Below are 23,149 nucleotides of genomic sequence, written 5' to 3'. Positions count from 1 at the left end.
GAGTTATCCCTCCTTCTTTTCTGATACAACGATAGTAATGTGGCTCGTACGTTTGTTGATTTGGCTTGCACGTCCCATAGCGCGCGGACGGAATCTTTTCAACGTAGGGCCTTCGTTCACGTAAGCTTGAGTAACAACCAGGTTGTTTGCATCCATTTCGTAGTTGTGCTCAGCGTTGGCGATAGCAGATTTTAAAACTTTTTCAATAATCGGGGAAGCAGCTTTTGGCGTATGGTTTAAGATCGATACTGCTTCACCTACTTGCTTGCCTCGAATCAGGTCCATTACTAGACGTGCCTTACGAGGAGCAATACGGACTGTTCTTGCGACAGCTTTAGCTTGTTGCATTTAAAAGCCTCCTCTCATTAGCGTCTTGTTTTCTTGTCATCACTAGCATGACCTTTGTAAGTGCGAGTCGGTGCGAATTCACCCAACTTGTGACCTACCATATCTTCAGAGATGTAAACAGGCACATGTTTGCGTCCATCATAGACTGCGATTGTGTGACCGATAAATTGCGGGAAAATAGTAGAACGGCGAGACCAAGTTTTCACAACTTGTTTCTTATCCGCTTCATTTAATTTCTCGATTTTTGTCATTAGATGATCATCGACAAATGGTCCTTTTTTTAAGCTGCGAGCCATTTTGGAACCTCCCTTCGTGATTGCACTACGGTCCGATATGAACCGTAGACAACCCCGTTATTTATTTTTACGACGACGTACGATGAATTTATCTGATTTGTTCTTTTTCTTACGAGTTTTGAATCCAAGAGTTGGTTTACCCCATGGAGACATAGGTGATTTACGTCCGATTGGAGCGCGTCCTTCACCACCACCGTGCGGGTGATCGTTAGGGTTCATAACAGAACCGCGAACTGTAGGGCGAACGCCTTTCCAGCGAGAACGTCCGGCTTTACCGATGTTGATCAGTTCATGCTGTTCGTTACCCACTTGACCGATTGTTGCGCGGCAAGCAGAAAGAATCATGCGAACTTCACCGGAGTTAAGACGTACAAGAACGTATTTACCTTCTTTACCAAGAACTTGAGCAGATGTACCAGCTGAACGTACAAGCTGTCCGCCTTTTCCAGGTTTTAATTCAATGTTGTGCACAACTGTACCAACAGGGATGTTGATCAGTGGAAGTGCGTTACCTACTTTAATGTCAGCTTCTGGACCTGACATGATTTCAGTGCCTACTTGAAGCCCCTTAGGAGCTAGGATGTAGCGTTTTTCTCCGTCTACATAGTTAATTAGAGCAATGTTAGCTGAACGGTTTGGATCGTACTCAACTGTAGCAACGCGTCCAGGTATACCATCTTTATCGCGCTTGAAGTCGATAATACGGTATTGGCGTTTATGTCCGCCGCCTTGATGACGTACAGTTAATTTACCTTGGTTGTTGCGTCCGCCTTTTTTGTGAAGCGGGGCAAGCAAGGATTTTTCCGGCTGATCTGTCGTGATTTCCGCGAAATCAGAAGAAGTCATGCCGCGACGTCCGTTAGAGGTCGGTTTGTACTTTTTAATCGCCATTTTGAATTTCCCTCCTTCTTTTTACAAGTGATTAAGCTTCAAAAATTTCGATTTCTTTGCTGTCTTCAGTAAGCTTAACAATCGCTTTTCTGCGTTTGTTTGTCATACCAGAGTAGCGGCCGACACGTTTGAATTTCCCTTTGTAGTTCATGATGTTGACTTTTTCAACTTTCACTCCAAAGATTTGTTCAACAGCGTCTTTCACTTCTGTTTTGTTGGCTTTTACGTCAACTTCAAACGTATATTTTTTTTCAGTCATTAAATCAGCAGAACGTTCAGTAATGACGGGGCGCTTTAGAACATCACGAGGATCTTTCATTATGCAAGCACCTCCTCTACTTTTTCAACCGCTGCTTTCGTCATCACAAGCTTCTCGTGACCGACAACATCGAGGACGTTGATTCCGTTAGCTTCAACAACAGTAACTCCTGGAAGGTTGCGAGCAGATAGTTCAACTGTCTCGTTTGCATCCGCAGTTACGATTAAAGCTTTCTTCTCGATAGACAGACCTTTAAGGATAGCTGCCATTTCTTTTGTTTTAACCGCATCAAGATTAAGATCTTCAAGAACGATCAAGTTGTTGTCATTCACTTTAGAAGACAATGCTGATTTGATAGCCAAGCGGCGAACTTTTTTCGGTAATTTATATGCATAGCTGCGTGGTGTAGGACCGAATACGATACCACCTCCGCGCCATTGCGGTGAACGGATAGATCCTTGACGAGCACGGCCGGTACCTTTTTGACGCCAAGGTTTGCGACCTCCGCCACGTACTTCCGAACGATTTTTTACTTTATGAGTTCCTTGACGCAAGGAAGCTCTTTGCATAAGAATAGCGTCGAATACTACGCTCTCATTTGGCTCGATTCCAAATACAGAGTCGTTTAATTCGATATCACCAGCAGTAGAACCGTTTTGGTTATATAAAGCTACTTTTGGCATGATCAATTTCCTCCTTTCCTAAGAGAATTATTTAGATTTAACAGCACTTTTAACAGTGACTAGTGATTTTTTGGCACCAGGAACGTTACCTTTAACTAAAAGAAGGTTGCGCTCTGCATCTACTTTTACGATTTCAAGGTTTTGAACAGTGATTTGCTCTCCGCCCATACGTCCAGGCAACAGCTTTCCTTTGAATACACGGTTAGGGTCTACCGGTCCCATTGAACCAGGACGGCGGTGGTAGCGTGAACCGTGAGACATTGGTCCGCGAGATTGTCCGTGGCGTTTGATAGCGCCTTGGAAACCTTTACCTTTCGATGTTCCTGTTACATCTACGATTTCTCCGTTAGAGAAAATATCAACTTTGACTTCCTGACCAACTTCATACGCATCCATATCCACTCCGCGTAATTCCTTAACGAAGCGCTTAGGAGCAGTTTCCGCTTTTGCAACGTGTCCTTTTTCTGGTTTGTTGGCAAGCTTTTCACGCTTGTCGTCAAAACCGATCTGAATCGCTTCATAGCCGTCGTTTTCAGAAGTTTTCTTCTGAAGCACAACGTTAGGAGCAGCTTCGATAACAGTTACCGGAATAAGATCACCGTTTTCTGCGAAAACTTGCGTCATACCAATTTTTCTTCCTAAGATTCCTTTGGTCATTCGTCACACCTCCTATAAAGATCATTCTATATTTTAGATTAAAGTTTAATTTCGATATCGACACCAGATGGTAAATCTAATCGCATTAGAGCATCAACAGTTTGTGGTGTTGGGTTCACAATGTCGATCAAACGTTTATGTGTACGCATTTCGAATTGCTCACGAGAATCTTTGTATTTGTGCACCGCACGAAGGATTGTGTAAACTGATTTCTCAGTTGGCAACGGAATCGGACCAGAAACGCTGGCTCCGGAACGTTTAGCCGTTTCAACAATCTTCTCAGCAGATTGATCAAGGATTCTATGATCATACGCTTTTAAACGAATACGAATTTTTTGTTTTGCCATTATTTTCCCTCCTTTTCGCCTACTTACATTAGACAATTCTCCGTGAGAAAAACCTGAATCACCTTGCCATGGCAAAGCGGCCGGGTGTGTCAGCAACCTCTCACTTCATCGCAGTCAAAGACCAACATGCACTATTATACAAAATTTATAGGCATGTTGCAAGGTAATATTGAATATTACCGGCTTTTGCACACTTTTTTTATTATACAGATTCAAGCAGTGTTAATCAAGGACTTACAGGCGGAAAATAAATCCCTTTAGCATAGCGGCTCAAAATAAAAAACGAGACCCGGCTGGATCTCGTTTTTTATTTTATAAGTATTATTCGATGATTGAAGAAACAACGCCAGAACCAACTGTACGTCCGCCTTCACGGATAGAGAAGCGAGTTCCGTCTTCGATCGCGATTGTTGAAATCAATTCAACAGTCATTTCGATGTTGTCTCCAGGCATAACCATTTCTACGCCTTCTGGAAGCTGAATGATACCAGTTACGTCAGTTGTACGGAAGTAGAACTGAGGGCGGTAGTTAGAGAAGAATGGAGTGTGACGTCCACCCTCTTCTTTAGAAAGAACGTAAACTTCAGCTTTGAATTTTTTGTGCGGAGTGATTGTACCTGGTTGAGCAAGTACTTGACCGCGTTGGATTTCTTCACGAGATACACCGCGAAGAAGTGCACCGATGTTGTCTCCAGCTTCTGCATAGTCAAGAAGCTTGCGGAACATTTCAACACCTGTAACAGTTGTTTTCTTGTTTTCTTCTTGAAGACCGATGATTTCAACTTCGTCACCGACTTTAACTTGTCCGCGCTCTACGCGTCCAGTAGCAACTGTTCCACGACCTGTGATTGAGAATACGTCCTCAACAGGCATCATGAATGGCTTGTCAGTTTCACGCTCTGGAGTTGGGATGTACTCGTCAACAGCAGCCATCAGTTCAAAGATTTTTTCTTCGTACTGAGCATCTCCTTCAAGAGCTTTAAGAGCAGAACCTTTGATAACTGGTACATCGTCACCAGGGAACTCATACTCAGAAAGAAGATCGCGAACTTCCATTTCAACTAGCTCAAGAAGCTCTTCGTCGTCTACCATGTCGCATTTGTTCAAGAATACTACGATGTAAGGCACACCTACGTTACGAGAAAGAAGGATGTGCTCACGAGTTTGTGGCATTGGGCCGTCAGCAGCAGAAACAACAAGGATCGCACCGTCCATTTGCGCAGCACCAGTGATCATGTTTTTAACATAGTCAGCGTGTCCTGGGCAGTCAACGTGTGCATAGTGACGGTTGTCAGTTTCGTACTCAACGTGTGCAGTAGAAATTGTGATACCGCGCTCGCGCTCTTCTGGAGCACCGTCGATTTGGTCGTATGCCATAGCAGTACCTTTACCAGATTTCTTATGAAGCACAGTAGTGATAGCAGCTGTTAATGTAGTTTTACCATGGTCAACGTGTCCAATTGTACCAATGTTGGCATGTGATTTGGAACGGTCGAATTTTTCTTTAGCCATTCTGAAAATCCTCCTTAAAAAGGTTAGTTTTTGTTATATAGAGTGATAGAAAGTGAAAGCAATGTTTCACTTTCTCATCTTACAATAGTAGTTATACTTTAATGAAGAGGCAAAATCAATTATTCACCTTGATTTTTTTTGATGATCTCATCAGCGATGCTCTTAGGCACTTCTTCATAGTGGTCAAAGACCATTGTGAACGTACCGCGTCCTTGTGTGTTTGAACGGAGAGCCGTAGCGTAACCGAACATTTCAGAAAGTGGAACCATCGCGCGAACGACCTGAGCGTTTCCGCGTCCTTCCATACCTTCTACGCGACCGCGGCGTGACGTAATGTCGCCCATGATGTCTCCCATGTATTCTTCTGGGATAACGACTTCAACTTTGGAGATCGGCTCAAGAATAACTGGGTTACACTTGCTTGCCGCGTTTTTAAGCGCCATGGAAGCAGCGATTTTAAACGCCATTTCGTTAGAGTCGACATCGTGGTAAGAACCGTCAAAAAGTTTCGCTTTGATGTCGATAACAGGGTAACCTGCGACTACACCGTTTTGAAGTGCATCTTCAAGTCCTGCTTGAACAGCCGGAATGTATTCACGAGGAACGACACCACCGACGATTGCGTTTTCGAACTCAAAGCCTTTTCCTTCTTCGTTTGGAGAGAATTCGATCCAAACGTGTCCGAACTGTCCGCGTCCACCAGACTGACGTACGAATTTACCTTCAACTTGCGCGCTCGCACGGAATGTTTCACGATACGCAACTTGAGGAGCACCGACGTTGGCTTCAACTTTAAATTCGCGTTTCATACGGTCAACGATGATATCAAGGTGAAGCTCACCCATACCGCCGATGATCGTTTGACCTGTTTCAGGGTCAGTATGCGCACGGAATGTCGGATCCTCTTCAGCCAATTTAGCCAGTGCAGTAGACATTTTGTCTTGGTCAGCCTTAGATTTAGGCTCGATTGCAACGTGGATAACAGGCTCAGGGAATTCCATTGATTCCAGGATAACAAGGTTTTTCTCGTCGCAAAGCGTGTCCCCTGTAGTCGTGTCTTTCAAACCTACAGCAGCAGCGATATCCCCTGCGTACACAGTAGAGATTTCTTCACGGCTGTTGGCGTGCATTTGCAGGATACGGCCGACGCGCTCACGTTTGCCTTTTGTTGAGTTTCTTACGTATGAACCGGAATCAAGTGTTCCTGAGTACACACGGAAGAACGTCAATTTACCAACGTAAGGGTCAGTCATAACTTTAAATGCAAGCGCTGAGAAAGGTGCATCGTCAGAAGACTCACGAGTAACCTCTTCATCAGAATCAGGCAGAGTACCTTTGATTGCTGGTACGTCAGTTGGAGCTGGCAGGTAGTCAAGAACTGCGTCAAGCACTAATTGAACACCTTTGTTTTTGAAAGCTGAACCACATAGAACCGGATAGAACTCAACGTTACAAGTTCCTTTGCGGATTGCTGCTTTCAGCTCGTCAACTGTGATTTCTTCACCTTCCAAGTACTTCATCATAAGCTCTTCATCAAGCTCAGCAACAGCTTCAATCAAGCTAGCGCGAAGCTCTTCAGCTTTGTCTTTGTACTCAGCAGGGATTTCACGCGCTTCAGAGCGTGTTCCAAGGTCATCTTCATAGTAGTACGCAACGTTTTCTACAAGGTCGATGATCCCTTCGAAATTGTCTTCGGCGCCAATCGGTAATTGGATCGCGTGAGCGTTCGCCTCAAGACGGTCTCTAAGAGTTCCTACAGAGTAAAGGAAGTCCGCACCCGTTTTGTCCATCTTGTTGACAAATACGATACGAGGTACTCCGTAAGTTGTCGCCTGACGCCAAACTGTTTCAGTTTGCGGCTCAACGCCTGATTGTGCGTCAAGAACGGCAACGGCACCATCAAGTACGCGCAGGGAACGTTCAACCTCAACTGTGAAGTCTACGTGTCCTGGTGTGTCGATGATGTTTACGCGGTAGCCTTTCCACTGTGCAGTTGTTGCAGCAGATGTGATTGTGATACCGCGTTCTTGTTCCTGCTCCATCCAGTCCATTTGGGAAGCCCCTTCGTGAGTTTCACCAATTTTATGGATACGGCCTGTGTAGAACAAGATACGTTCAGTTGTTGTCGTTTTACCGGCATCGATGTGAGCCATGATTCCGATATTACGAGTTTTTTCTAAGGAGAACTCTCTTGCCATTGGGTCTTTTCTCCTTCCTTCTTAGGGAATAATATTTTGTCGTGTGAGATTACCAGCGATAGTGAGCGAACGCTTTGTTTGCTTCAGCCATCTTATGAGTATCTTCACGTTTCTTAACAGCAGCACCAGTGTTGTTAGCTGCATCAAGGATTTCGTTAGCTAAACGCTCTTCCATCGTTTTTTCTCCGCGAAGACGAGCGTAGTTTACTAACCAGCGAAGTCCAAGAGTCGTACGGCGTTCAGGACGAACCTCTACAGGTACTTGGTAGTTCGCACCACCTACGCGGCGTGCTTTAACTTCAAGCACTGGCATGATGTTCTTCAATGCTTGTTCGAAAACCTCCATTGCATCGTTGCCGGTACGTTCTTTAATAATATCGAATGACTTGTATAGGATTGTTTGAGCTTTACCTTTTTTACCGTCGATCATCATTTTGTTGATCAAACGAGTAACCAGTTTAGAGTTGTAAAGCGGATCAGGTAAAACGTCTCTTTTTGCTACAGGACCTTTACGTGGCATCTGATTATCCTCCCTTCTCTTGTTACGGGTTTACAGCAAGCAGAGGGATTTCACGGTTCAGCTGCCGGGATCAAACTGACGCTTGGCGCGAAAAGCCCGACGCCCTTAACAGCATTGCCAGAACTCCTTGCTTTTAAAAACCCTTTTATTTGTATTCAAACGGAATTATTTTTTCTTAGGACGTTTTGTACCGTATTTAGAACGGCCTTGTGCACGGTTTTCAACTCCGGCAGTATCAAGTGCGCCACGCACGATGTGGTAGCGTACCCCCGGTAGGTCTTTTACACGTCCACCGCGGATCAATACGACACTGTGCTCTTGCAGGTTGTGTCCGATACCAGGAATGTAGGCTGTAACCTCGATTCCGTTAGTTAAGCGAACACGGGCATATTTACGAAGCGCTGAGTTCGGCTTCTTCGGTGTCATTGTACCAACACGGGTACATACTCCGCGTTTTTGTGGTGAAGATACGTTAGTGTGCTCTTTCTTGAAGCTGTTGTATCCTTTGTTAAGTGCTGGAGACTTAGAAGTTTCAACTTTGCTTACGCGTCCTTTGCGGACTAGCTGATTAATTGTAGGCATTTTGTATTTCCTCCCTTCATTACGTTTTATAACCCACATACCCAGGTGGTTCATTTAAAAGCAAAAAACAATGCCTTTGCATAAAAGCAAAAACAACGAGTACGTTATTGAATAATGGCAACAGCTGCAGCTCCGACTTCAATTCCGCAGGCTTTGCCGAGCTTTTTCATGGACTCTGCCATTGAGACTGGAACCCCTTGTTCATTTGCCAGATTGATAACACCTGACGTCAGACAAGGATCAGCGTCCTTTGCTACGACGACTTCCTTAACAGAATTGCGCTTCAGTGCTTTGACTGTCTGCTTCGTACCGATAATAATAGATTGAGCCTGTGATACTTTATCATAAGACATCATATATCCTCCAAAGTAACAGGTTTAAATTGAGCACCTTGGTTATATTATCATCCTGAAAGAAGGATGTCAACATATGATGACAATTTTTAGTGACATCCTTCTTTAGGATTTTTTATTTATTCAGCCGGAACCATTTCATCAGATGATTGGACTTGCAATACCGGCTTCACTTTACGATAGTTCAGCATACCCGTTCCAGCAGGAACAAGCTTACCGATGATAACATTCTCTTTCAGGCCGAGAAGCTCGTCACGTTTTCCTTTGATCGCTGCATCTGTCAGGACACGTGTTGTTTCCTGGAATGACGCGGCAGACAGGAAGGAATCCGTTTCAAGCGATGCTTTGGTGATACCGAGAAGCACCGGACGGCCAGTTGCAGGGCGTTTGCCTTCAAGCAGAACTTTTTTGTTTGCTTCTGTAAACTGGTGAATATCGAGCAGCGTGCCTGGCAGCACTTCCGTGTCGCCGGCATCGATGACGCGCACTTTGCGAAGCATCTGGCGAACCATAACCTCGACGTGCTTATCTCCGATTTCAACCCCCTGCATACGATAAACCTTCTGCACTTCATGAAGCAGGTATTCTTGGACCGTGGTGATGTCAGTGACTTTCAGAAGCTCTTTCGGATCAACCGAACCTTCTGTCAGCACTTGACCACGAGAAATCTTCTCTCCTTCAGTGACTTTCAAGCGCGCGTTGTAAGGCGCCGTATATGAACGGCTTTCGACTTCGCCCTGAACGACGATTTCCTGCTGTTTATCGCGAACCTCATTGATTTCGGCCACGACACCGTCAATTTCAGAGATCGTCGCTTGACCTTTAGGGTTTCGCGCTTCAAACAATTCCTGGATACGCGGCAAACCTTGTGTAATATCGTCTCCGGCAACCCCGCCCGTATGGAAGGTACGCATCGTTAACTGTGTACCCGGCTCACCAATGGACTGGGCAGCGATGATTCCGACTGCTTCTCCGACTTCGACATCGGTTCCTGTTGCCAGGTTGCGGCCGTAGCATCGTTTACATACACCATGTGACGTATTACATGTAAATGCGGAGCGGATCCACACTTCTTCAATGCCTGCTTCGACAATTTCAATCGCTTTATCTTCGTCGATCAGCTCGTTTTCATTCACGAGCACTTCACCTGTTTCCGGATGTTTAACAGGCTTTCTCGCGAATCGGCCGACAAGACGCTCTTCAAGACGCTCGATCACTTCTGTGCCTTCCGTGATGGCTTTGGCAAGAATGCCTCGGTCTGTGCCGCAGTCAGTCTCACGAATGATGACGTCTTGGGCTACGTCTACGAGACGGCGTGTCAGGTAACCTGAGTCGGCTGTCTTAAGGGCCGTATCCGCAAGACCTTTACGCGCACCGTGAGTAGAGATAAAGTACTCGAGTACCGTTAAACCTTCACGGAAACTTGACTTGATCGGAAGTTCGATGATCCGTCCGGCCGGGTTGGCCATCAGACCGCGCATACCCGCAAGCTGCGTAAAGTTTGATGCGTTACCCCGGGCTCCGGAATCACTCATCATGTAGATCGGGTTGATTTCATCCAAGGATTTCATCAGCTTGCCTTGGATCGTATCCTTAGCTGCACTCCAGATGGAAATGACCCGTTCATAACGCTCTTCTTCAGTAATCAGACCGCGTCTGAACTGCTTCATCACGTTATCGACTTTTCCTTGCGCTTCTTCAAGGATTTCCTGTTTGTCGTCCAATACGACGATATCGGAAACACCGACCGTAATTCCGGCTTTTGTAGAGTATTTAAAGCCGAGGTTTTTCATGCGGTCAAGCATTTTTGATGTTTCTGTAATATGGAACCTTTTGAAGATCTCCGCAATGATTTTACCCAAAATGCCTTTTTTGAACGGCGGGTTGATTTCTTGGTTCTTAATGGCTTCTTTAACATCTGCACCGTAATCCAAGAAGAAACGGTCAGGCGTTTTTTCTTCAATGTTGCTCTTCGTCGGTTCGTTCATGTATGGGAACGACGGCGGAAGAATTTCGTTGAAGATCAGTTTTCCGACAGTTGTAATGAGCAGCTTGGAACGCTGTTCTTCGGTAAACGTTTCATTTTTCAATGAGTTAACCGCGACGGCTACTCTCGTATGCAAATGAACATATCCGTTTTGGTAAGCAAGCAGCGCTTCATCCGTATCTTTGAAAATCATACCTTCGCCGACTGCACCAGGGCGTTCTAGCGTCAGATAGTAGTTTCCAAGTACCATATCCTGAGACGGTGTAACAACCGGTTTTCCGTCTTTAGGGTTCAGGATGTTTTGCGCAGCAAGCATAAGGATGCGCGCCTCAGCTTGCGCTTCTGCTGATAAAGGAACGTGAACCGCCATTTGGTCACCGTCAAAGTCAGCGTTGTATGCCGTACATACAAGCGGATGAAGACGGATGGCACGGCCTTCAACAAGCGTTGGTTCAAACGCTTGAATACCTAATCTGTGAAGCGTAGGTGCACGGTTGAGAAGCACAGGGTGTTCTTTGATAACTGATTCAAGGACATCCCAGACTTCCGGCTGAACGCGCTCAATTTTACGCTTCGCGCTCTTAATATTGTGGGCAAGGCCCTTTTCAACAAGCTCTTTCATGACGAATGGCTTGAACAGTTCCAGCGCCATTTCTTTCGGAAGACCGCATTGATACATTTTCAGGTTCGGACCTACGACGATAACCGAACGTCCTGAGTAGTCAACACGTTTACCGAGAAGGTTTTGACGGAAACGGCCTTGTTTACCTTTCAGCATGTGAGAAAGGGATTTTAACGGTCTGTTTCCTGGACCTGTAACAGGACGTCCTCTGCGTCCGTTATCGATCAATGCGTCCACGGCTTCCTGAAGCATGCGCTTTTCGTTTTGAACGATAATGCTTGGCGCTCCAAGGTCCAGAAGACGTTTTAAACGATTGTTACGGTTGATTACGCGGCGATACAAATCGTTCAGATCGGAAGTTGCAAAACGTCCACCGTCAAGCTGTACCATTGGTCGCAGCTCAGGCGGAATGACCGGAAGAACGTCGAGGATCATCCATGACGGCTTATTTCCGGAATTGCGGAAGGCTTCCAATACTTCCAGACGTTTGATCGCACGTGTGCGGCGCTGTCCTTGTGACGTTTTAAGCTCTTCTTTCAGCATATCCACTTCTTTATCGAGGTCGATATCTTGAAGGAGCTTATGAATCGCTTCAGCACCCATTGACGCTTGGAATTTATTTCCGTATTTATCGAGGTACGCCCGATACTCTTTTTCAGAAAGAAGCTGTTTTTTCTCGAGCGGTGTATTGGCCGGATCTGTTACGACGTAAGAAGCAAAGTAAATGACTTCTTCCAATGCGCGCGGAGACATATCCAGCACAAGACCCATACGGCTCGGAATTCCTTTAAAATACCAGATGTGAGAAACCGGGGCTGCCAGCTCGATATGCCCCATTCTCTCACGACGGACTTTAGCCCGGGTTACTTCAACTCCACAACGGTCGCAGACTACGCCTTTATAACGAACCCGCTTGTACTTTCCGCAGTGGCATTCCCAGTCCTTTTGAGGACCGAAAATGCGCTCGCAGAATAGACCATCTTTTTCAGGTTTCAAAGTACGATAGTTGATTGTTTCAGGCTTTTTCACTTCTCCGTAAGACCATGAACGGATTTTGTCAGGTGAAGCGAGACCGATGTTCATATACTCAAAATTGTTCACATCCAGCAAGGGGCCTACCTCCCTTTTTATCTTCGGGTTATACCCTGTCACTTGCGTATAAAATTCGTTTATTCTTTTGTAACGACATCGCGTTCTGCGTCAGCAGAAACCAACTCTTCGGACTCTTCATCATTCGGCAGAGAAAGCCCTTCGTTTTGTTTCGCGTCTTCGTCGTCTTCCAAGTCTCTCATTTCGATTTCTTCTTCGTCGCTTGATAGAATTTTGACGTCCATACCTAAGCTTTGAAGCTCTTTGATCAATACTTTGAACGATTCCGGAACACCAGGTTCTGGAACATTGTCGCCTTTTACGATGGCTTCATATGTTTTCACACGGCCTACGACATCATCCGATTTAACAGTCAGGATCTCTTGTAGCGTATATGCTGCACCATAAGCTTCAAGCGCCCAAACTTCCATCTCTCCAAAACGCTGTCCGCCGAACTGCGCTTTACCTCCGAGAGGCTGCTGGGTAACGAGTGAGTAAGGACCGGTTGAACGTGCGTGCAATTTGTCGTCAACCATGTGTGCCAGTTTGATCATGTACATGATGCCGACAGAAACCCGGTTGTCAAACGGCTCCCCAGTTCGGCCGTCGTAAAGGACGGTTTTTGCGTCTCTTGACATGCCGGCTTCTTCAAGGGTTTCCCACACATCTTCTTCGCGGGCACCGTCAAATACAGGTGACGCGACATGCAGACCGAGGCGGCGTGCAGCCATACCAAGGTGCAGCTCCAACACCTGCCCGATGTTCATACGCGATGGTACGCCCAGCGGGTTTAACATGATGTCAATCGGCGTTCCGTCAGGCAGATACGGCATATCTTCCTCCGGAAGAATTTTCGAAATAACACCTTTGTTACCGTGGCGTCCGGCCATTTTGTCCCCTTCAGAAATTTTACGCTTCTGAACGATGTAGACGCGGACGAGCTGGTTAACGCCCGGAGGCAGTTCGTCTCCGTCTTCGCGGTTGAACACTTTTACATCAAGGATGATACCGCCGCCTCCGTGAGGTACACGCAGCGACGTATCACGCACTTCACGCGCTTTTTCCCCGAAGATGGCATGAAGCAGGCGTTCTTCCGCCGTAAGCTCTGTAACACCTTTAGGGGTTACTTTACCAACAAGAAGATCTCCGTCTTTTACTTCAGCACCGACACGGATAATTCCGCGTTCATCGAGATTGCGAAGAGCGTCCTCACCGACGTTCGGAATATCGCGAGTGATTTCTTCAGGTCCGAGTTTTGTATCCCGGGCCTCTGATTCGTATTCTTCAATATGAATAGACGTGTATACGTCGTCTTTTACAAGGCGTTCGCTCATGATGATGGCATCCTCATAGTTGTAGCCATCCCATGTCATAAAGCCGACCATGACGTTGCGTCCAAGGGCAAGCTCACCTTTTTCCATGGACGGACCGTCAGCTAAAATTTCACCTTTTTCAACCTCATCACCGACGCTTACGATCGGACGCTGGTTGTAGCAAGTTCCCTGGTTGGAACGGACAAACTTCAGCAGGCTGTATTTATCAAGGTTCCCTTTGACTTTCTGGCCGTCGACTTCTTCATAGCGGCGCACCCAGATGTTCTTCGCTTCCACCCGTTCAACGATTCCAGGGTGGCGGCAAATAACAGCGGCACCGGAGTCTTTCGCAGATACATATTCCATCCCGGTTCCGACGATCGGCGATTCAGGCTGCATAAGAGGTACGGCCTGACGTTGCATGTTCGCTCCCATAAGGGCGCGGTTTGAGTCATCGTTTTCCAAGAAAGGAATACATGCAGTCGCGGCAGAGACAACCTGTTTAGGCGAAACGTCCATATAGTCGACGCGGTCTTTCGGAACAACGGTGTTCTCCCCTCTGAAACGGGCGACGATGCTGTCATCCACAAAAGAACCGTCATCATTCAGGCGTGCGTTTGCCTGGGCAACGACATAGTTGTCTTCTTCATCAGCTGTCAAGTAATCGATTCTCGGCGTTACTTTTCCAGTTTCAGGATCGACGCGGCGATACGGCGTTTCGATGAAGCCGAAACGGTTCACTTTCGCGAATGAAGAAAGCGAGTTGATCAAGCCGATGTTTGGACCCTCAGGGGTTTCAATCGGACACATCCGGCCGTAGTGTGAATAGTGAACGTCACGGACTTCCATTCCGGCGCGCTCACGAGTCAAACCGCCCGGTCCGAGCGCTGACAGACGGCGCTTATGCGTCAGCTCAGCAAGCGGATTCGTCTGATCCATAAACTGAGAAAGCTGCGAGCTTCCGAAAAACTCTTTGATTGATGCGATGACAGGGCGAATATTGATCAGCTGCTGCGGCGTGATCGTGTTTGTATCTTGAATAGACATTCTTTCACGAACAACGCGCTCCATTCTGCTTAAACCAATACGGAATTGGTTTTGCAGAAGCTCTCCCACTGAACGGAGACGGCGGTTTCCTAGATGGTCGATATCGTCGGTATCGCCCACTCCGTGAAGCAGGTTAAAGAAATAGCTGATGGAAGCGATAATATCAGAAGGTGTAATATTCTTAACGCCTTCTTCGATATAAGCATTTCCAATCACATTGATTGTCTGCTCCCCTTCTTGGTCTGTCGGAGCATAGATTTTGATAGACTGAAGCGTTACTTCGTCTTCGACAACTCCGCCGTTCGGATAAAGCTTTTTAAAACCGATTCCGTTTTCAAGGTACGGCAGAACTTTATCAAGCGTTCTTCTGTCTAAAATCGCTCCTTTTTCGGCAAGGATTTCGCCTGTTTCAGGGTCGACTAGCGTTTCAGCAAGCCGCTGATTAAAAAGTCGGTTTTTGATGTGAAGCTTTTTATTAATTTTATAACGTCCTACACTCGCAAGGTCATATCTTTTCGGATCAAAGAACCTTGAATCAAGCAGGCTTTTTGCGTTTTCTACGGTAGGCGGCTCCCCTGGACGAAGACGCTCGTAGATTTCAAGAAGCGCTTTATCGGTGTTTTCCGTATTATCTTTATCAAGCGTATTGCGCAGATACTCGTTTTCACCGATGAGATCAATGATCTCTTGGTCAGATCCGAAGCCAAGAGCACGCAAAAGAACCGTAACCGGCAACTTACGTGTGCGATCGATGCGTACGTAAACAACATCTTTCGCATCAGTCTCGTATTCTAACCATGCGCCACGGTTTGGAATGACAGTCGCGGTAAAACCTTTCTTACCGTTTTTGTCTACTTTACCACTAAAATATACACTTGGAGAACGAACGAGCTGAGATACGATGACCCGTTCTGCACCGTTGATAATGAAGGTTCCAGTGTCTGTCATAATAGGGAAATCGCCCATGAAGACATCCTGATCCTTTACTTCGCCGGTTTCTTTGTTGATTAAGCGGACTTTAACCCGCAGCGGAGCTGAATAGGTCACATCCCGCTCTTTTGATTCTTCTACCGGATACTTAGGCTCGCCCAAGCTGTAGTCGATAAATTCCAGAGAGAGGTTACCAGTGAAATCCTCAATTGGCGATATGTCTTGAAACATCTCTCTAAGACCCTCATCAAGAAACCACTGATAAGAAGAGGTTTGAATTTCAATGAGATTTGGTAATTCTAACACTTCGCTAATGCGTGCATAGCTTCTGCGCTGGCGGTGTCGTCCATACTGAACTAGTTGACCTGTCAACTGATTCACCCCTCAAATCATGCGTAATATATGTGTAACAAGCATTTCTTCCTCAAATATGTAAGAAATACTTTTACAAGACAAAAGAAAAAAGGGTTTCTAATTTAGAAAACCACATCCAAAAACAAAATACCGATTTTATTAGTGTTCCCAATAATGTATATTTTATACAAACCTAGGCGTTTCTTAAAAACGGCAGCAAAATATATACATTGGCATTTTATAATGTTAACATAGCTGAAAATCCGAGTCAAACTTTTTTTGCTTTGATGATATAGTACCCTTTCTTTTTTTGAACGACTTCAACGTCCGCAAAAAGTTCTTTTAATTTTTCAATGGCAGAAGGCCCGCCTTGTTTTTTCTGAATGACGACCCACAGCTCTCCTGAAGGCCGCAAATGTTCAGCGCTTTTTTCAAAGATGGCGTGCACAGTTTTTTTCCCGGCGCGTATGGGGGGATTAGTAATAATAGAAGCGAATTTTTTTGCAGGTTCGACGTTGGCAAACAGATCACTCTGGTAGATCTTTATGTTGTCGATCTGATTATTTAACGCGTTTTCCTTCGAAAGTTCGACAGCTCTTTCATTAACATCGATCATGTGAACCATTCGATCTTCGAAATCCGCAGCAAGCGAAAGACCAATCGGGCCATAGCCGCAGCCTACATCCAAAAAATCACCTTCTGCATCCGGTTCCCGGAAAGCTTCAATCAGCAGCCTTGAGCCAAAGTCCACTTCTCTTTTTGAAAAAACTCCGCTGTCGCTGATAAAAGTAAACGTCCGGTTTCTCAAGCGAAATGCCCACATTGATCTGCTGCTTTTTGCTGAAGGTTTTTCCGAATAATAATGGTCAGTCATCACAGAACCTCCTCAGTTGGTGAACTCTCCAGATATCTTGAAACAAGATGGCTTATCTTATGCGGAAGGGACTACAATTAATTAGCAAAGAAAAAGCCCGCTTTTAAAAGCGAGCTTTCCCCTAAAGATTAGGTGAAGATTACTTAACTTCTACAGAAGCGCCAACTTCTTCAAGTTTAGCTTTAAGCTCTTCAGCTTCTTCTTTCGCAATACCTTCTTTAAGAGGTTTTGGAGTGTTGTCAACAAGTTCTTTAGCTTCTTTCAAGCCAAGACCAGTGATTTCACGAACAACTTTGATAACTTTGATTTTTTGATCTCCTGCACCAGCAAGAACAAGATCAAATTCAGTTTTTTCTTCAGCAGCACCGCCTGCAGCAGCTCCGCCAGCTACAGCTACAGGAGCAGCAGCAGTTACGCCGAATTCTTCTTCGATTGCTTTTACTAAGTCGTTCAGTTCAAGTACAGTTGCTTCTTTAACGGAAGCAATGATTTCTTCGATATTTAAAGCCATTTGTAATTCCTCCATTTTGTTTTATTTTTTAGATACTGATGCTATTAAGCGCCTTGTTCTTCCTTTTGTTCTGCAACAGCTTTAGTTGCAAGAGCAAGATTGCGAACTGGAGCTTGAAGTACGCTAAGCAACATAGAAAGCAAGCCTTCGCGAGATGGAAGTTCAGCAAGAGCTTTCACTTCTTCAACTGTGGACACTTTGCCTTCGATTACGCCCGCTTTGATTTCAAGAGCTTCGTGCTTTTTAGCAAACTCGTTAAGAACTTTAGCTGGAGCGACAACATCTTCAGTGCTGAATGCAATCGCATTCGGTCCTGTTAAGAAATCGTTCAAACCATCAAGTTCAGCTTGTTCAACCGCACGGCGAGTCATCGTGTTTTTGTACACTTTGAACTCAACGTTAGCTTCGCGAAGCTGTTTACGAAGTTCTGTTACTTCAGCTACGTTAAGGCCGCGATAGTCAACGATGATCGTTGATTTACTTTCTTTCAGTTTAGAAGTAATTTCTTCAACAACAACTTTTTTTGTTTCAATTGCGCTGCTCATGGTTACACCTCCTGTAAGATTCATCTGTGTAACACTTATACCGTTCGGTGATCACGTTCTTTAACGACATGTTCCATATAAAAAGCCTCCATTCGACATGGAGGCTGTATATACAAGCATACGTAACGCTAGAGCTGTGATATATATACACCTCGGTAGGAAATTAAGCCTTATCAGCACCTACTGTCTACGGTATAAATGGACATATTTTATTTTTACAACGTTTTGAATTATATCAGAACGTCTTATCAAAAGTCAATATTATTTTACGTTGAAAGTTGAAGGGTCCACTTTGATTCCAGGTCCCATTGTAGATGTAACAGAAACGTTTTTCACGTATACACCTTTAGCAGCAGCAGGCTTCGCTTTCAAAATTGTGTCGTACATTGTCGCGAAGTTCTCTACAAGCTTGCCTTCTTCGAAAGACACTTTTCCGATTGGAACGTGGATGTTTCCTGCTTTATCAACGCGGTATTCAACTTTACCCGCTTTGATTTCGTTGACTGCTTTTTCAACTTCAAATGTAACCGTTCCTGTTTTAGGGTTTGGCATAAGACCTTTTGGTCCAAGCACGCGTCCGATTTTACCGACTTCACCCATCATGTCAGGAGTCGCAACGATCACATCAAAATCAAACCAGCCTTGCTGAATTTTGTTGATGTAATCTGCATCGCCTACGTAGTCTGCACCAGCAGCTTCTGCTTCTTTCGCTTTTTCACCTTTAGCGAAAACAAGAACGCGCTGAGTTTTGCCTGTTCCGTTTGGAAGTACAACTGCACCGCGGATTTGCTGGTCGTTTTTACGAGGGTCAACACCTAAACGAAATGCCGCTTCAACAGTAGCATCGAATTTAGCTGTGTTTGTTTTTTTCACAAGCTCAATCGCTTCGTTTACGTCGTAAGCTTTTGTACGATCTACAAGCTTGGCAGCTTCGACGTATTTTTTACCTTTTTTAGCCATTTTAAAATTTCCTCCTTAGTGGTTTTAGCGGAATAACCTCCCACGAATAAGGGTTGCGAACTTGTCTGATCCAAACTCGCAACCCAGCAAAGAGACAAAAATTAGTCTTCGATCACAATACCCATACTGCGGGCAGTTCCTTCAACCATACGCATAGCCGCTTCAACATCTGCCGCATTTAAGTCAGGCATTTTTGTTTCGGCGATTTCACGTACTTTATCGCGTTTAACGGTTGCGACTTTATTACGGTTAGGCTCACCAGAACCTGACTCAATTCCAGCCGCTTTTTTAAGCAATACAGCAGCAGGCGGAGTTTTTGTGATAAATGTAAATGAACGGTCTTCGTAAACCGAAATTTCTACAGGAATGATCAGACCAGCTTGGTCAGATGTACGAGCGTTAAACTCCTTACAGAATCCCATGATGTTAACACCGGCTTGACCTAACGCAGGACCAACTGGCGGAGCTGGATTCGCTTTTCCAGCAGGAATTTGCAATTTTACAACTTTAACTACTTTTTTAGCCACGAGACACACCTCCTTAAGTCCGTGATGTGGTAATAGGGTGAACCCTCCCACTCAAGGTCTCATTCTTTATATGAATGATGAAAATATCAAGCTAGCTGCCTTGACCTTTTTGCCAAGACGCACCTTTGTATATTACCACTTTTATATAGTGATTTCAAGCGCTTTTCCATTACAATTTGTCAACTTGAGTAAATTCGAGCTCAACCGGGGTCTCTCTTCCGAACATATTAACAAAAACTTTGACTTTATTTTTGTCGTGGTCGATCTCTTCGATCGTCCCTGTGAAATCAGCAAACGGGCCGTCGATAACCTTGACGGTTTCTTTTAATTCAAAGTCGATTTCTGTTTTTCTTTCTTCAAGCCCCATCCGCTTCAGGATTTTTTCCGCTTCGCCCGGAAGCAGTGCAGTCGGCTTTGAACCTGATCCGGCTGAACCGACAAACCCGGTCACACCAGGCGTATTTCGAACAACATACCAGGAATCATCCGTCATGACAAGTTCGACAAGTACATAACCAGGGAAGACTTTCTTTTTAACGACTTTTTTCTTGCCGTTTTTAATATCGGTTTCTTCCTCTTCAGGTACAACGACGCGGAATATCTTATCTTGCATCCCCATCGATTCTACCCGCTTTTCCAAATTCGCCTTTACTTTATTTTCATAGCCGGAGTACGTATGAACCACATACCATTTCTTTTCCATTCTCATTCAGGACCCTTTCAGTCCTTCCCTCCCCACACCTTAAAAGTTTATTGGCCGTACCGGGAAACTGACACTTTCTTTTATACGAGCCTCATATTTTGAAACAATGAAAAAACCCGTTGAACGGGTTTTTTGGCAAGTCATATTTAGATCTATTATAACACGTTATGCTGATCATTATTCAACTATTAAACGAATTAATTGCGTAATACCCGAATCGATGAGTGCAAAAAAGATGGCGAAAAAGATAACGGTGGTGATAACAGTGATCGTATAGCGCGTTAGTTCTTTTCCTTTAGGCCAGGTGACCTTTTTCATTTCTTTTCCGACATTCTTTAAAAATTTGATAATACCCATGGTAAGAAACCTCCACAACCTAAAAACAAAAACATCTATTTTGTTTCCAGATGTACTGTATGTGAATTGCAGTTATTGCAGTATTTCTTTACTTCGAGCCGTTCAGCCAAAGCTGCGGAGCTTTTCATTGTCGTATAATTACGATTTCCGCAATTTTTGCAGGCTAACGTTACTTTTTTCTTCATGTTTACACCTTTTTCTGGACGTTCATTTCCTAAGTAACATATCACAGTCATAAAATGACTGTCAATATGCCATAAGCATCGGCTACAAGCTGATTTCGCGGAGCTCCAGGTACTTTTCAAGCTTCCTTTTGACACGCTGGAGCGCATTATCGATCGATTTTACATGGCGGTTTAATTCTTCGGATATTTCCTGATAGGATCTTCCGTCGAGATAGAGCGCAAGAACTTTTCTTTCTAAATCACTAAGCAATTCTCCCATTTTCAGCTCGATATCATCGAATTCTTCCTGATTGATGATCAGCTCTTCAGGATTCATGACCTTGGCCCCTGAAATCACGTCGAGAAGCGTCCGGTCTGATTCCTCGTCATAAATGGGCTTGTCCAGCGACACATAAGAATTGAGCGGAATATGTTTCTGGCGAGTAGCTGTTTTGATAGCGGTAATAATTTGGCGGGTAATGCATAATTCTGCAAAAGCTTTGAATGAAGTCAGCTTGTCCTCTCTAAAATCACGGATAGATTTGTAGAGTCCAATCATGCCTTCCTGAACGATATCTTCCCGATCAGCCCCGATTAAGAAGTAGGATCTTGCTTTTGCCCTTACAAAATTACGGTACTTTGTAATCAAGTAATCTAACGCATCACTGTCTCCGACATGAACCATTTCAATGACCTGCTCGTCTTCCAACTGGCAAAAACGTTCTTTGCTGAACTGTTCTTTGCTGAATTTTCCCTGGTTGTTTTGTAAGTTCACTCCGATCCCCCCGACCGCACGTAGATAGAAATATTATACAGTAATGGACAAAAAAGCGTCAACCTAATCCAAGTCGCCACGCCGCCATTTTTCGAAGATCCTCAAGACGTCTTCTGACAATGGAATTTTCCCTGCGGGACGCTCTGAGGTGATTTGTTTCACCCTGTTTTCAATTTGCCTTTCGATCGCTTCGACCTCCCTGAGCAGCTCTCTGGCCGATTTGCGCAGGGCCCCCTGGCCAAAAATCGCCCACTGCTCTGTGTAATCGGATGTGGCAACATGGATCTGCGTCTGAATACTATTCAAGTCTGACACCAGTTTCTCGATCCGTTCATCAGCCGTTTCATTTTCCCTTGTGAATATCACTTCTACGCGATGATTGACCTTCTTTTTCTCGATTCCTTTAACGAGATGCGCATCAAAGACAACGATTACCCGAAACCCTGTATACGATTGATATTCCGCCATCTTCTGAATCAACAGGTCCCTTGCTTCTTCAAAACTGTTTTCTTTTAAATCTTTCAGCTGAGGCCAAGCCCCAATCATGTTATAACCGTCGACCAACAGGATGTCCATTCCGTCTATTCTCCCAGAGGGCTTCGTTTCCGGTACACTTCATACATCAGCAGGCCGGCTGCAACTGAGGCGTTCAGGGATGTGACCTTTCCCGCCATCGGCAGGCGAATGAGAAAATCACATTTCTCTTTAACAAGCCTTCCCATGCCTTTTCCTTCGCTGCCGATGACAAGCGCAAGCGGCATATTTCCGTCCAGCGACCTGTAGTCCTGTTGTCCAGACGCATCGGTACCGACGACCCAAATGCCCCGTCCCTTCATTTCTTCCAGGGTCCGCGACAGATTGGTCACCTTGACGACCGGAATATGTTCGATGGCTCCTGTCGAGGCTTTGGCGACAGTCGTTGTAAGGCCGACCGCGCGCCTTTTCGGAATGACGATGCCGTGAGCCCCGACCGCGTCTGCGGTGCGCATAATAGAGCCCAGGTTGTGCGGATCCTCAATTTCGTCTAATACAAGGATAAACGGCTGTTCATTTCTGTCTTCGGCCTTTTGAAAAAGATCATCCAGCTCGGCATACTCGTAAGCCGCTACCTGGGCGACGACGCCTTGATGCTGTCCGGAAACCATTTGATCGAGTTTTTTTCTTGGGACATAATGAATCGTGACGCCTTTTTTGGCGGCGAGATCGACGACTTGCTGAGCCTGTCCCTTCACTGTGTTTTCCGCCATCCACAGCTTATACAATTCCCGGCCGGACTTTAATGTTTCGATGACCGCGTTTTTTCCTATGACGTAATCATGCTGCTGACTCATTTTACTTCCTCCCTGCCATCCCGTTTTTCCAGCGCTGCTTTGATGAGTTCATTAAGCCTATCTTCCCTGTTCTCAAGAAAAAGATACCCGATGACCGCCTCAAAAGCCGTACTGTAACGATATGTTTGGACATCCGTGTTTTTCGGTACCGTTCCGGATTTGGCATTCCGCCCTCTTCTCAGCACAGCCTGTTCTTCCTCGGTGAAAAATTCCTGCTCCTCAAGCGCAAACAGCATGCTTGCCTGCGACTTGGCGGAGACATATCGCCTCGACTGCCGGTGCAGATCATTGGGCCTTGTCATGCCTTGCTTTAAGAGGTGATGCCTCACATATACCTCCAAAACGGCATCACCCATGTAAGCAAGCGCCAAACCATTCAGCTGTTTGGCGTCTTTAATGGTTTCCAAATTCATG

The 23,149-nt window shown here is 45.3% G+C and carries 26 protein-coding genes and 1 other annotated feature; all 26 genes read right to left on the bottom strand.

Going from position 1 to position 23,149, the window contains the following annotated elements; all coding sequences use genetic code 11:
* Positions 1-3 precede the first annotated feature (3 nt).
* The 26 genes from rplV to MKY62_RS00640 all read right to left on the bottom strand — a co-directional run bounded on the left by rplV (position 4) and on the right by MKY62_RS00640 (position 23,148).
* Positions 4-348, bottom strand: coding sequence for a 50S ribosomal protein L22 (rplV, locus tag MKY62_RS00765; RefSeq protein WP_003178337.1), 345 nt, complete (start codon positions 346-348; stop codon positions 4-6).
* A 17-nt stretch (positions 349-365) separates the two neighbouring features.
* Positions 366-644, bottom strand: coding sequence for a 30S ribosomal protein S19 (rpsS, locus tag MKY62_RS00760; RefSeq protein ID WP_003178334.1), 279 nt, complete (start codon positions 642-644; stop codon positions 366-368).
* Between the two features lie 57 nt (positions 645-701).
* Positions 702-1,535, bottom strand: a complete 834-nt coding sequence (gene rplB, locus MKY62_RS00755; protein WP_003178332.1) for a 50S ribosomal protein L2 — start codon at positions 1,533-1,535, stop codon at positions 702-704.
* A 31-nt stretch (positions 1,536-1,566) separates the two neighbouring features.
* On the bottom strand, positions 1,567-1,854 hold the full coding sequence (rplW, locus tag MKY62_RS00750; protein ID WP_003178328.1) for a 50S ribosomal protein L23: 288 nt from the start codon (positions 1,852-1,854) through the stop codon (positions 1,567-1,569).
* Positions 1,854-2,477, bottom strand: a complete 624-nt coding sequence (gene rplD / locus MKY62_RS00745) for a 50S ribosomal protein L4 (RefSeq protein WP_003178327.1) — start codon at positions 2,475-2,477, stop codon at positions 1,854-1,856. The genes rplW and rplD overlap by 1 nt, the downstream gene beginning before the upstream one ends.
* Positions 2,478-2,504: 27 nt before the next feature.
* Positions 2,505-3,134, bottom strand: a complete 630-nt coding sequence (gene rplC / locus MKY62_RS00740; RefSeq protein WP_003178324.1) for a 50S ribosomal protein L3 — start codon at positions 3,132-3,134, stop codon at positions 2,505-2,507.
* A 38-nt stretch (positions 3,135-3,172) separates the two neighbouring features.
* A complete protein-coding gene (rpsJ, locus tag MKY62_RS00735) occupies positions 3,173-3,481 on the bottom strand; it encodes a 30S ribosomal protein S10 (RefSeq protein WP_003156464.1) in 309 nt (102 codons plus the stop codon).
* A gap of 321 nt (positions 3,482-3,802) precedes the next feature.
* A complete protein-coding gene (gene tuf / locus MKY62_RS00730) occupies positions 3,803-4,993 on the bottom strand; it encodes an elongation factor Tu (protein WP_003178321.1) in 1,191 nt (396 codons plus the stop codon).
* A 119-nt stretch (positions 4,994-5,112) separates the two neighbouring features.
* Positions 5,113-7,191, bottom strand: coding sequence for an elongation factor G (fusA, locus tag MKY62_RS00725; protein WP_003178319.1), 2,079 nt, complete (start codon positions 7,189-7,191; stop codon positions 5,113-5,115).
* 49 nt (positions 7,192-7,240) lie between these two features.
* A complete protein-coding gene (gene rpsG, locus MKY62_RS00720) occupies positions 7,241-7,711 on the bottom strand; it encodes a 30S ribosomal protein S7 (RefSeq protein ID WP_003178317.1) in 471 nt (156 codons plus the stop codon).
* 165 nt (positions 7,712-7,876) lie between these two features.
* Positions 7,877-8,293 (bottom strand): 30S ribosomal protein S12, encoded by a 417-nt coding sequence (gene rpsL / locus MKY62_RS00715; RefSeq protein WP_003178315.1) that lies wholly within the window; start codon positions 8,291-8,293, stop codon positions 7,877-7,879.
* A 104-nt stretch (positions 8,294-8,397) separates the two neighbouring features.
* Positions 8,398-8,646, bottom strand: coding sequence for a 50S ribosomal protein L7ae-like protein (locus MKY62_RS00710; RefSeq protein ID WP_011197481.1), 249 nt, complete (start codon positions 8,644-8,646; stop codon positions 8,398-8,400).
* Between the two features lie 119 nt (positions 8,647-8,765).
* The gene (gene rpoC / locus MKY62_RS00705; RefSeq protein WP_003178311.1) at positions 8,766-12,365 is read right to left on the bottom strand and encodes a DNA-directed RNA polymerase subunit beta'; all 3,600 of its coding nucleotides are present in this window, start codon (positions 12,363-12,365) and stop codon (positions 8,766-8,768) included.
* A gap of 59 nt (positions 12,366-12,424) precedes the next feature.
* The gene (gene rpoB / locus MKY62_RS00700; protein WP_011197480.1) at positions 12,425-16,006 is read right to left on the bottom strand and encodes a DNA-directed RNA polymerase subunit beta; all 3,582 of its coding nucleotides are present in this window, start codon (positions 16,004-16,006) and stop codon (positions 12,425-12,427) included.
* 250 nt (positions 16,007-16,256) lie between these two features.
* A complete protein-coding gene (locus MKY62_RS00695) occupies positions 16,257-16,862 on the bottom strand; it encodes a class I SAM-dependent methyltransferase (RefSeq protein WP_003178307.1) in 606 nt (201 codons plus the stop codon).
* A 139-nt stretch (positions 16,863-17,001) separates the two neighbouring features.
* Positions 17,002-17,373, bottom strand: a complete 372-nt coding sequence (rplL, locus tag MKY62_RS00690) for a 50S ribosomal protein L7/L12 (RefSeq protein WP_003178305.1) — start codon at positions 17,371-17,373, stop codon at positions 17,002-17,004.
* Between the two features lie 44 nt (positions 17,374-17,417).
* Positions 17,418-17,918 carry a 50S ribosomal protein L10 gene (gene rplJ, locus MKY62_RS00685; protein WP_003178304.1) on the bottom strand — a complete coding sequence of 167 codons (501 nt, stop codon included), beginning with the start codon at positions 17,916-17,918 and terminating at the stop codon, positions 17,418-17,420.
* A gap of 69 nt (positions 17,919-17,987) precedes the next feature.
* Positions 17,988-18,129: a sequence feature (ribosomal protein L10 leader region), on the bottom strand.
* A 50-nt stretch (positions 18,130-18,179) separates the two neighbouring features.
* A complete protein-coding gene (rplA, locus tag MKY62_RS00680) occupies positions 18,180-18,878 on the bottom strand; it encodes a 50S ribosomal protein L1 (RefSeq protein ID WP_003178302.1) in 699 nt (232 codons plus the stop codon).
* Between the two features lie 101 nt (positions 18,879-18,979).
* Positions 18,980-19,405, bottom strand: a complete 426-nt coding sequence (gene rplK, locus MKY62_RS00675) for a 50S ribosomal protein L11 (RefSeq protein ID WP_003178300.1) — start codon at positions 19,403-19,405, stop codon at positions 18,980-18,982.
* 169 nt (positions 19,406-19,574) lie between these two features.
* Positions 19,575-20,108 carry a transcription termination/antitermination protein NusG gene (nusG, locus tag MKY62_RS00670; protein WP_003178298.1) on the bottom strand — a complete coding sequence of 178 codons (534 nt, stop codon included), beginning with the start codon at positions 20,106-20,108 and terminating at the stop codon, positions 19,575-19,577.
* 177 nt (positions 20,109-20,285) lie between these two features.
* Positions 20,286-20,465, bottom strand: coding sequence for a preprotein translocase subunit SecE (gene secE, locus MKY62_RS00665; RefSeq protein WP_003178291.1), 180 nt, complete (start codon positions 20,463-20,465; stop codon positions 20,286-20,288).
* Between the two features lie 35 nt (positions 20,466-20,500).
* Positions 20,501-20,650, bottom strand: a complete 150-nt coding sequence (rpmG, locus tag MKY62_RS00660) for a 50S ribosomal protein L33 (RefSeq protein WP_003178289.1) — start codon at positions 20,648-20,650, stop codon at positions 20,501-20,503.
* A gap of 82 nt (positions 20,651-20,732) precedes the next feature.
* The gene (gene sigH, locus MKY62_RS00655; RefSeq protein ID WP_003178288.1) at positions 20,733-21,404 is read right to left on the bottom strand and encodes an RNA polymerase sporulation sigma factor SigH; all 672 of its coding nucleotides are present in this window, start codon (positions 21,402-21,404) and stop codon (positions 20,733-20,735) included.
* Between the two features lie 63 nt (positions 21,405-21,467).
* On the bottom strand, positions 21,468-21,980 hold the full coding sequence (gene rae1, locus MKY62_RS00650; RefSeq protein ID WP_003178286.1) for a ribosome-dependent mRNA decay endonuclease Rae1/YacP: 513 nt from the start codon (positions 21,978-21,980) through the stop codon (positions 21,468-21,470).
* A 5-nt stretch (positions 21,981-21,985) separates the two neighbouring features.
* The gene (rlmB, locus tag MKY62_RS00645; protein ID WP_003178285.1) at positions 21,986-22,735 is read right to left on the bottom strand and encodes a 23S rRNA (guanosine(2251)-2'-O)-methyltransferase RlmB; all 750 of its coding nucleotides are present in this window, start codon (positions 22,733-22,735) and stop codon (positions 21,986-21,988) included.
* Positions 22,732-23,148, bottom strand: coding sequence for a Mini-ribonuclease 3 (locus MKY62_RS00640; protein WP_003178284.1), 417 nt, complete (start codon positions 23,146-23,148; stop codon positions 22,732-22,734). The genes rlmB and MKY62_RS00640 overlap by 4 nt, the downstream gene beginning before the upstream one ends.
* Position 23,149 lies beyond the last annotated feature (1 nt).

It is taken from the genome of Bacillus sp. FSL R7-0646 (assembly GCF_037969865.1).
GTDB classification, from domain to species: Bacteria; Bacillota; Bacilli; order Bacillales; family Bacillaceae; genus Bacillus; species Bacillus licheniformis.
The sequence above is the reverse complement of the archived record's forward strand: the minus strand, read 5'-3'. Positions and strand labels throughout refer to the sequence as shown.

Excerpts from the sequence above, each read along its gene's own strand:
- rplV (WP_003178337.1), bottom strand. The coding sequence starts at position 348 with ATGCAACAAGCTAAAGCTGTCGCAAGAACAGTCCGTATTGCTCCTCGT.
- rpsS (WP_003178334.1), bottom strand. The coding sequence starts at position 644 with ATGGCTCGCAGCTTAAAAAAAGGACCATTTGTCGATGATCATCTAATG.
- rplB (WP_003178332.1), bottom strand. The coding sequence starts at position 1,535 with ATGGCGATTAAAAAGTACAAACCGACCTCTAACGGACGTCGCGGCATG.
- rplW (WP_003178328.1), bottom strand. The coding sequence starts at position 1,854 with ATGAAAGATCCTCGTGATGTTCTAAAGCGCCCCGTCATTACTGAACGT.
- rplD (WP_003178327.1), bottom strand. The coding sequence starts at position 2,477 with ATGCCAAAAGTAGCTTTATATAACCAAAACGGTTCTACTGCTGGTGAT.
- rplC (WP_003178324.1), bottom strand. The coding sequence starts at position 3,134 with ATGACCAAAGGAATCTTAGGAAGAAAAATTGGTATGACGCAAGTTTTC.
- rpsJ (WP_003156464.1), bottom strand. The coding sequence starts at position 3,481 with ATGGCAAAACAAAAAATTCGTATTCGTTTAAAAGCGTATGATCATAGA.
- tuf (WP_003178321.1), bottom strand. The coding sequence starts at position 4,993 with ATGGCTAAAGAAAAATTCGACCGTTCCAAATCACATGCCAACATTGGT.
- fusA (WP_003178319.1), bottom strand. The coding sequence starts at position 7,191 with ATGGCAAGAGAGTTCTCCTTAGAAAAAACTCGTAATATCGGAATCATG.
- rpsG (WP_003178317.1), bottom strand. The coding sequence starts at position 7,711 with ATGCCACGTAAAGGTCCTGTAGCAAAAAGAGACGTTTTACCTGATCCG.
- rpsL (WP_003178315.1), bottom strand. The coding sequence starts at position 8,293 with ATGCCTACAATTAATCAGCTAGTCCGCAAAGGACGCGTAAGCAAAGTT.
- MKY62_RS00710 (WP_011197481.1), bottom strand. The coding sequence starts at position 8,646 with ATGTCTTATGATAAAGTATCACAGGCTCAATCTATTATTATCGGTACG.
- MKY62_RS00695 (WP_003178307.1), bottom strand. The coding sequence starts at position 16,862 with ATGACTGACCATTATTATTCGGAAAAACCTTCAGCAAAAAGCAGCAGA.
- rplL (WP_003178305.1), bottom strand. The coding sequence starts at position 17,373 with ATGGCTTTAAATATCGAAGAAATCATTGCTTCCGTTAAAGAAGCAACT.
- rplJ (WP_003178304.1), bottom strand. The coding sequence starts at position 17,918 with ATGAGCAGCGCAATTGAAACAAAAAAAGTTGTTGTTGAAGAAATTACT.
- rplA (WP_003178302.1), bottom strand. The coding sequence starts at position 18,878 with ATGGCTAAAAAAGGTAAAAAATACGTCGAAGCTGCCAAGCTTGTAGAT.
- nusG (WP_003178298.1), bottom strand. The coding sequence starts at position 20,108 with ATGGAAAAGAAATGGTATGTGGTTCATACGTACTCCGGCTATGAAAAT.
- secE (WP_003178291.1), bottom strand. The coding sequence starts at position 20,465 with ATGGGTATTATCAAATTTTTAAAGAATGTCGGAAAAGAAATGAAAAAG.
- rpmG (WP_003178289.1), bottom strand. The coding sequence starts at position 20,650 with ATGAAGAAAAAAGTAACGTTAGCCTGCAAAAATTGCGGAAATCGTAAT.
- rae1 (WP_003178286.1), bottom strand. The coding sequence starts at position 21,980 with ATGGACATCCTGTTGGTCGACGGTTATAACATGATTGGGGCTTGGCCT.
- rlmB (WP_003178285.1), bottom strand. The coding sequence starts at position 22,735 with ATGAGTCAGCAGCATGATTACGTCATAGGAAAAAACGCGGTCATCGAA.
- MKY62_RS00640 (WP_003178284.1), bottom strand. The coding sequence starts at position 23,148 with ATGAATTTGGAAACCATTAAAGACGCCAAACAGCTGAATGGTTTGGCG.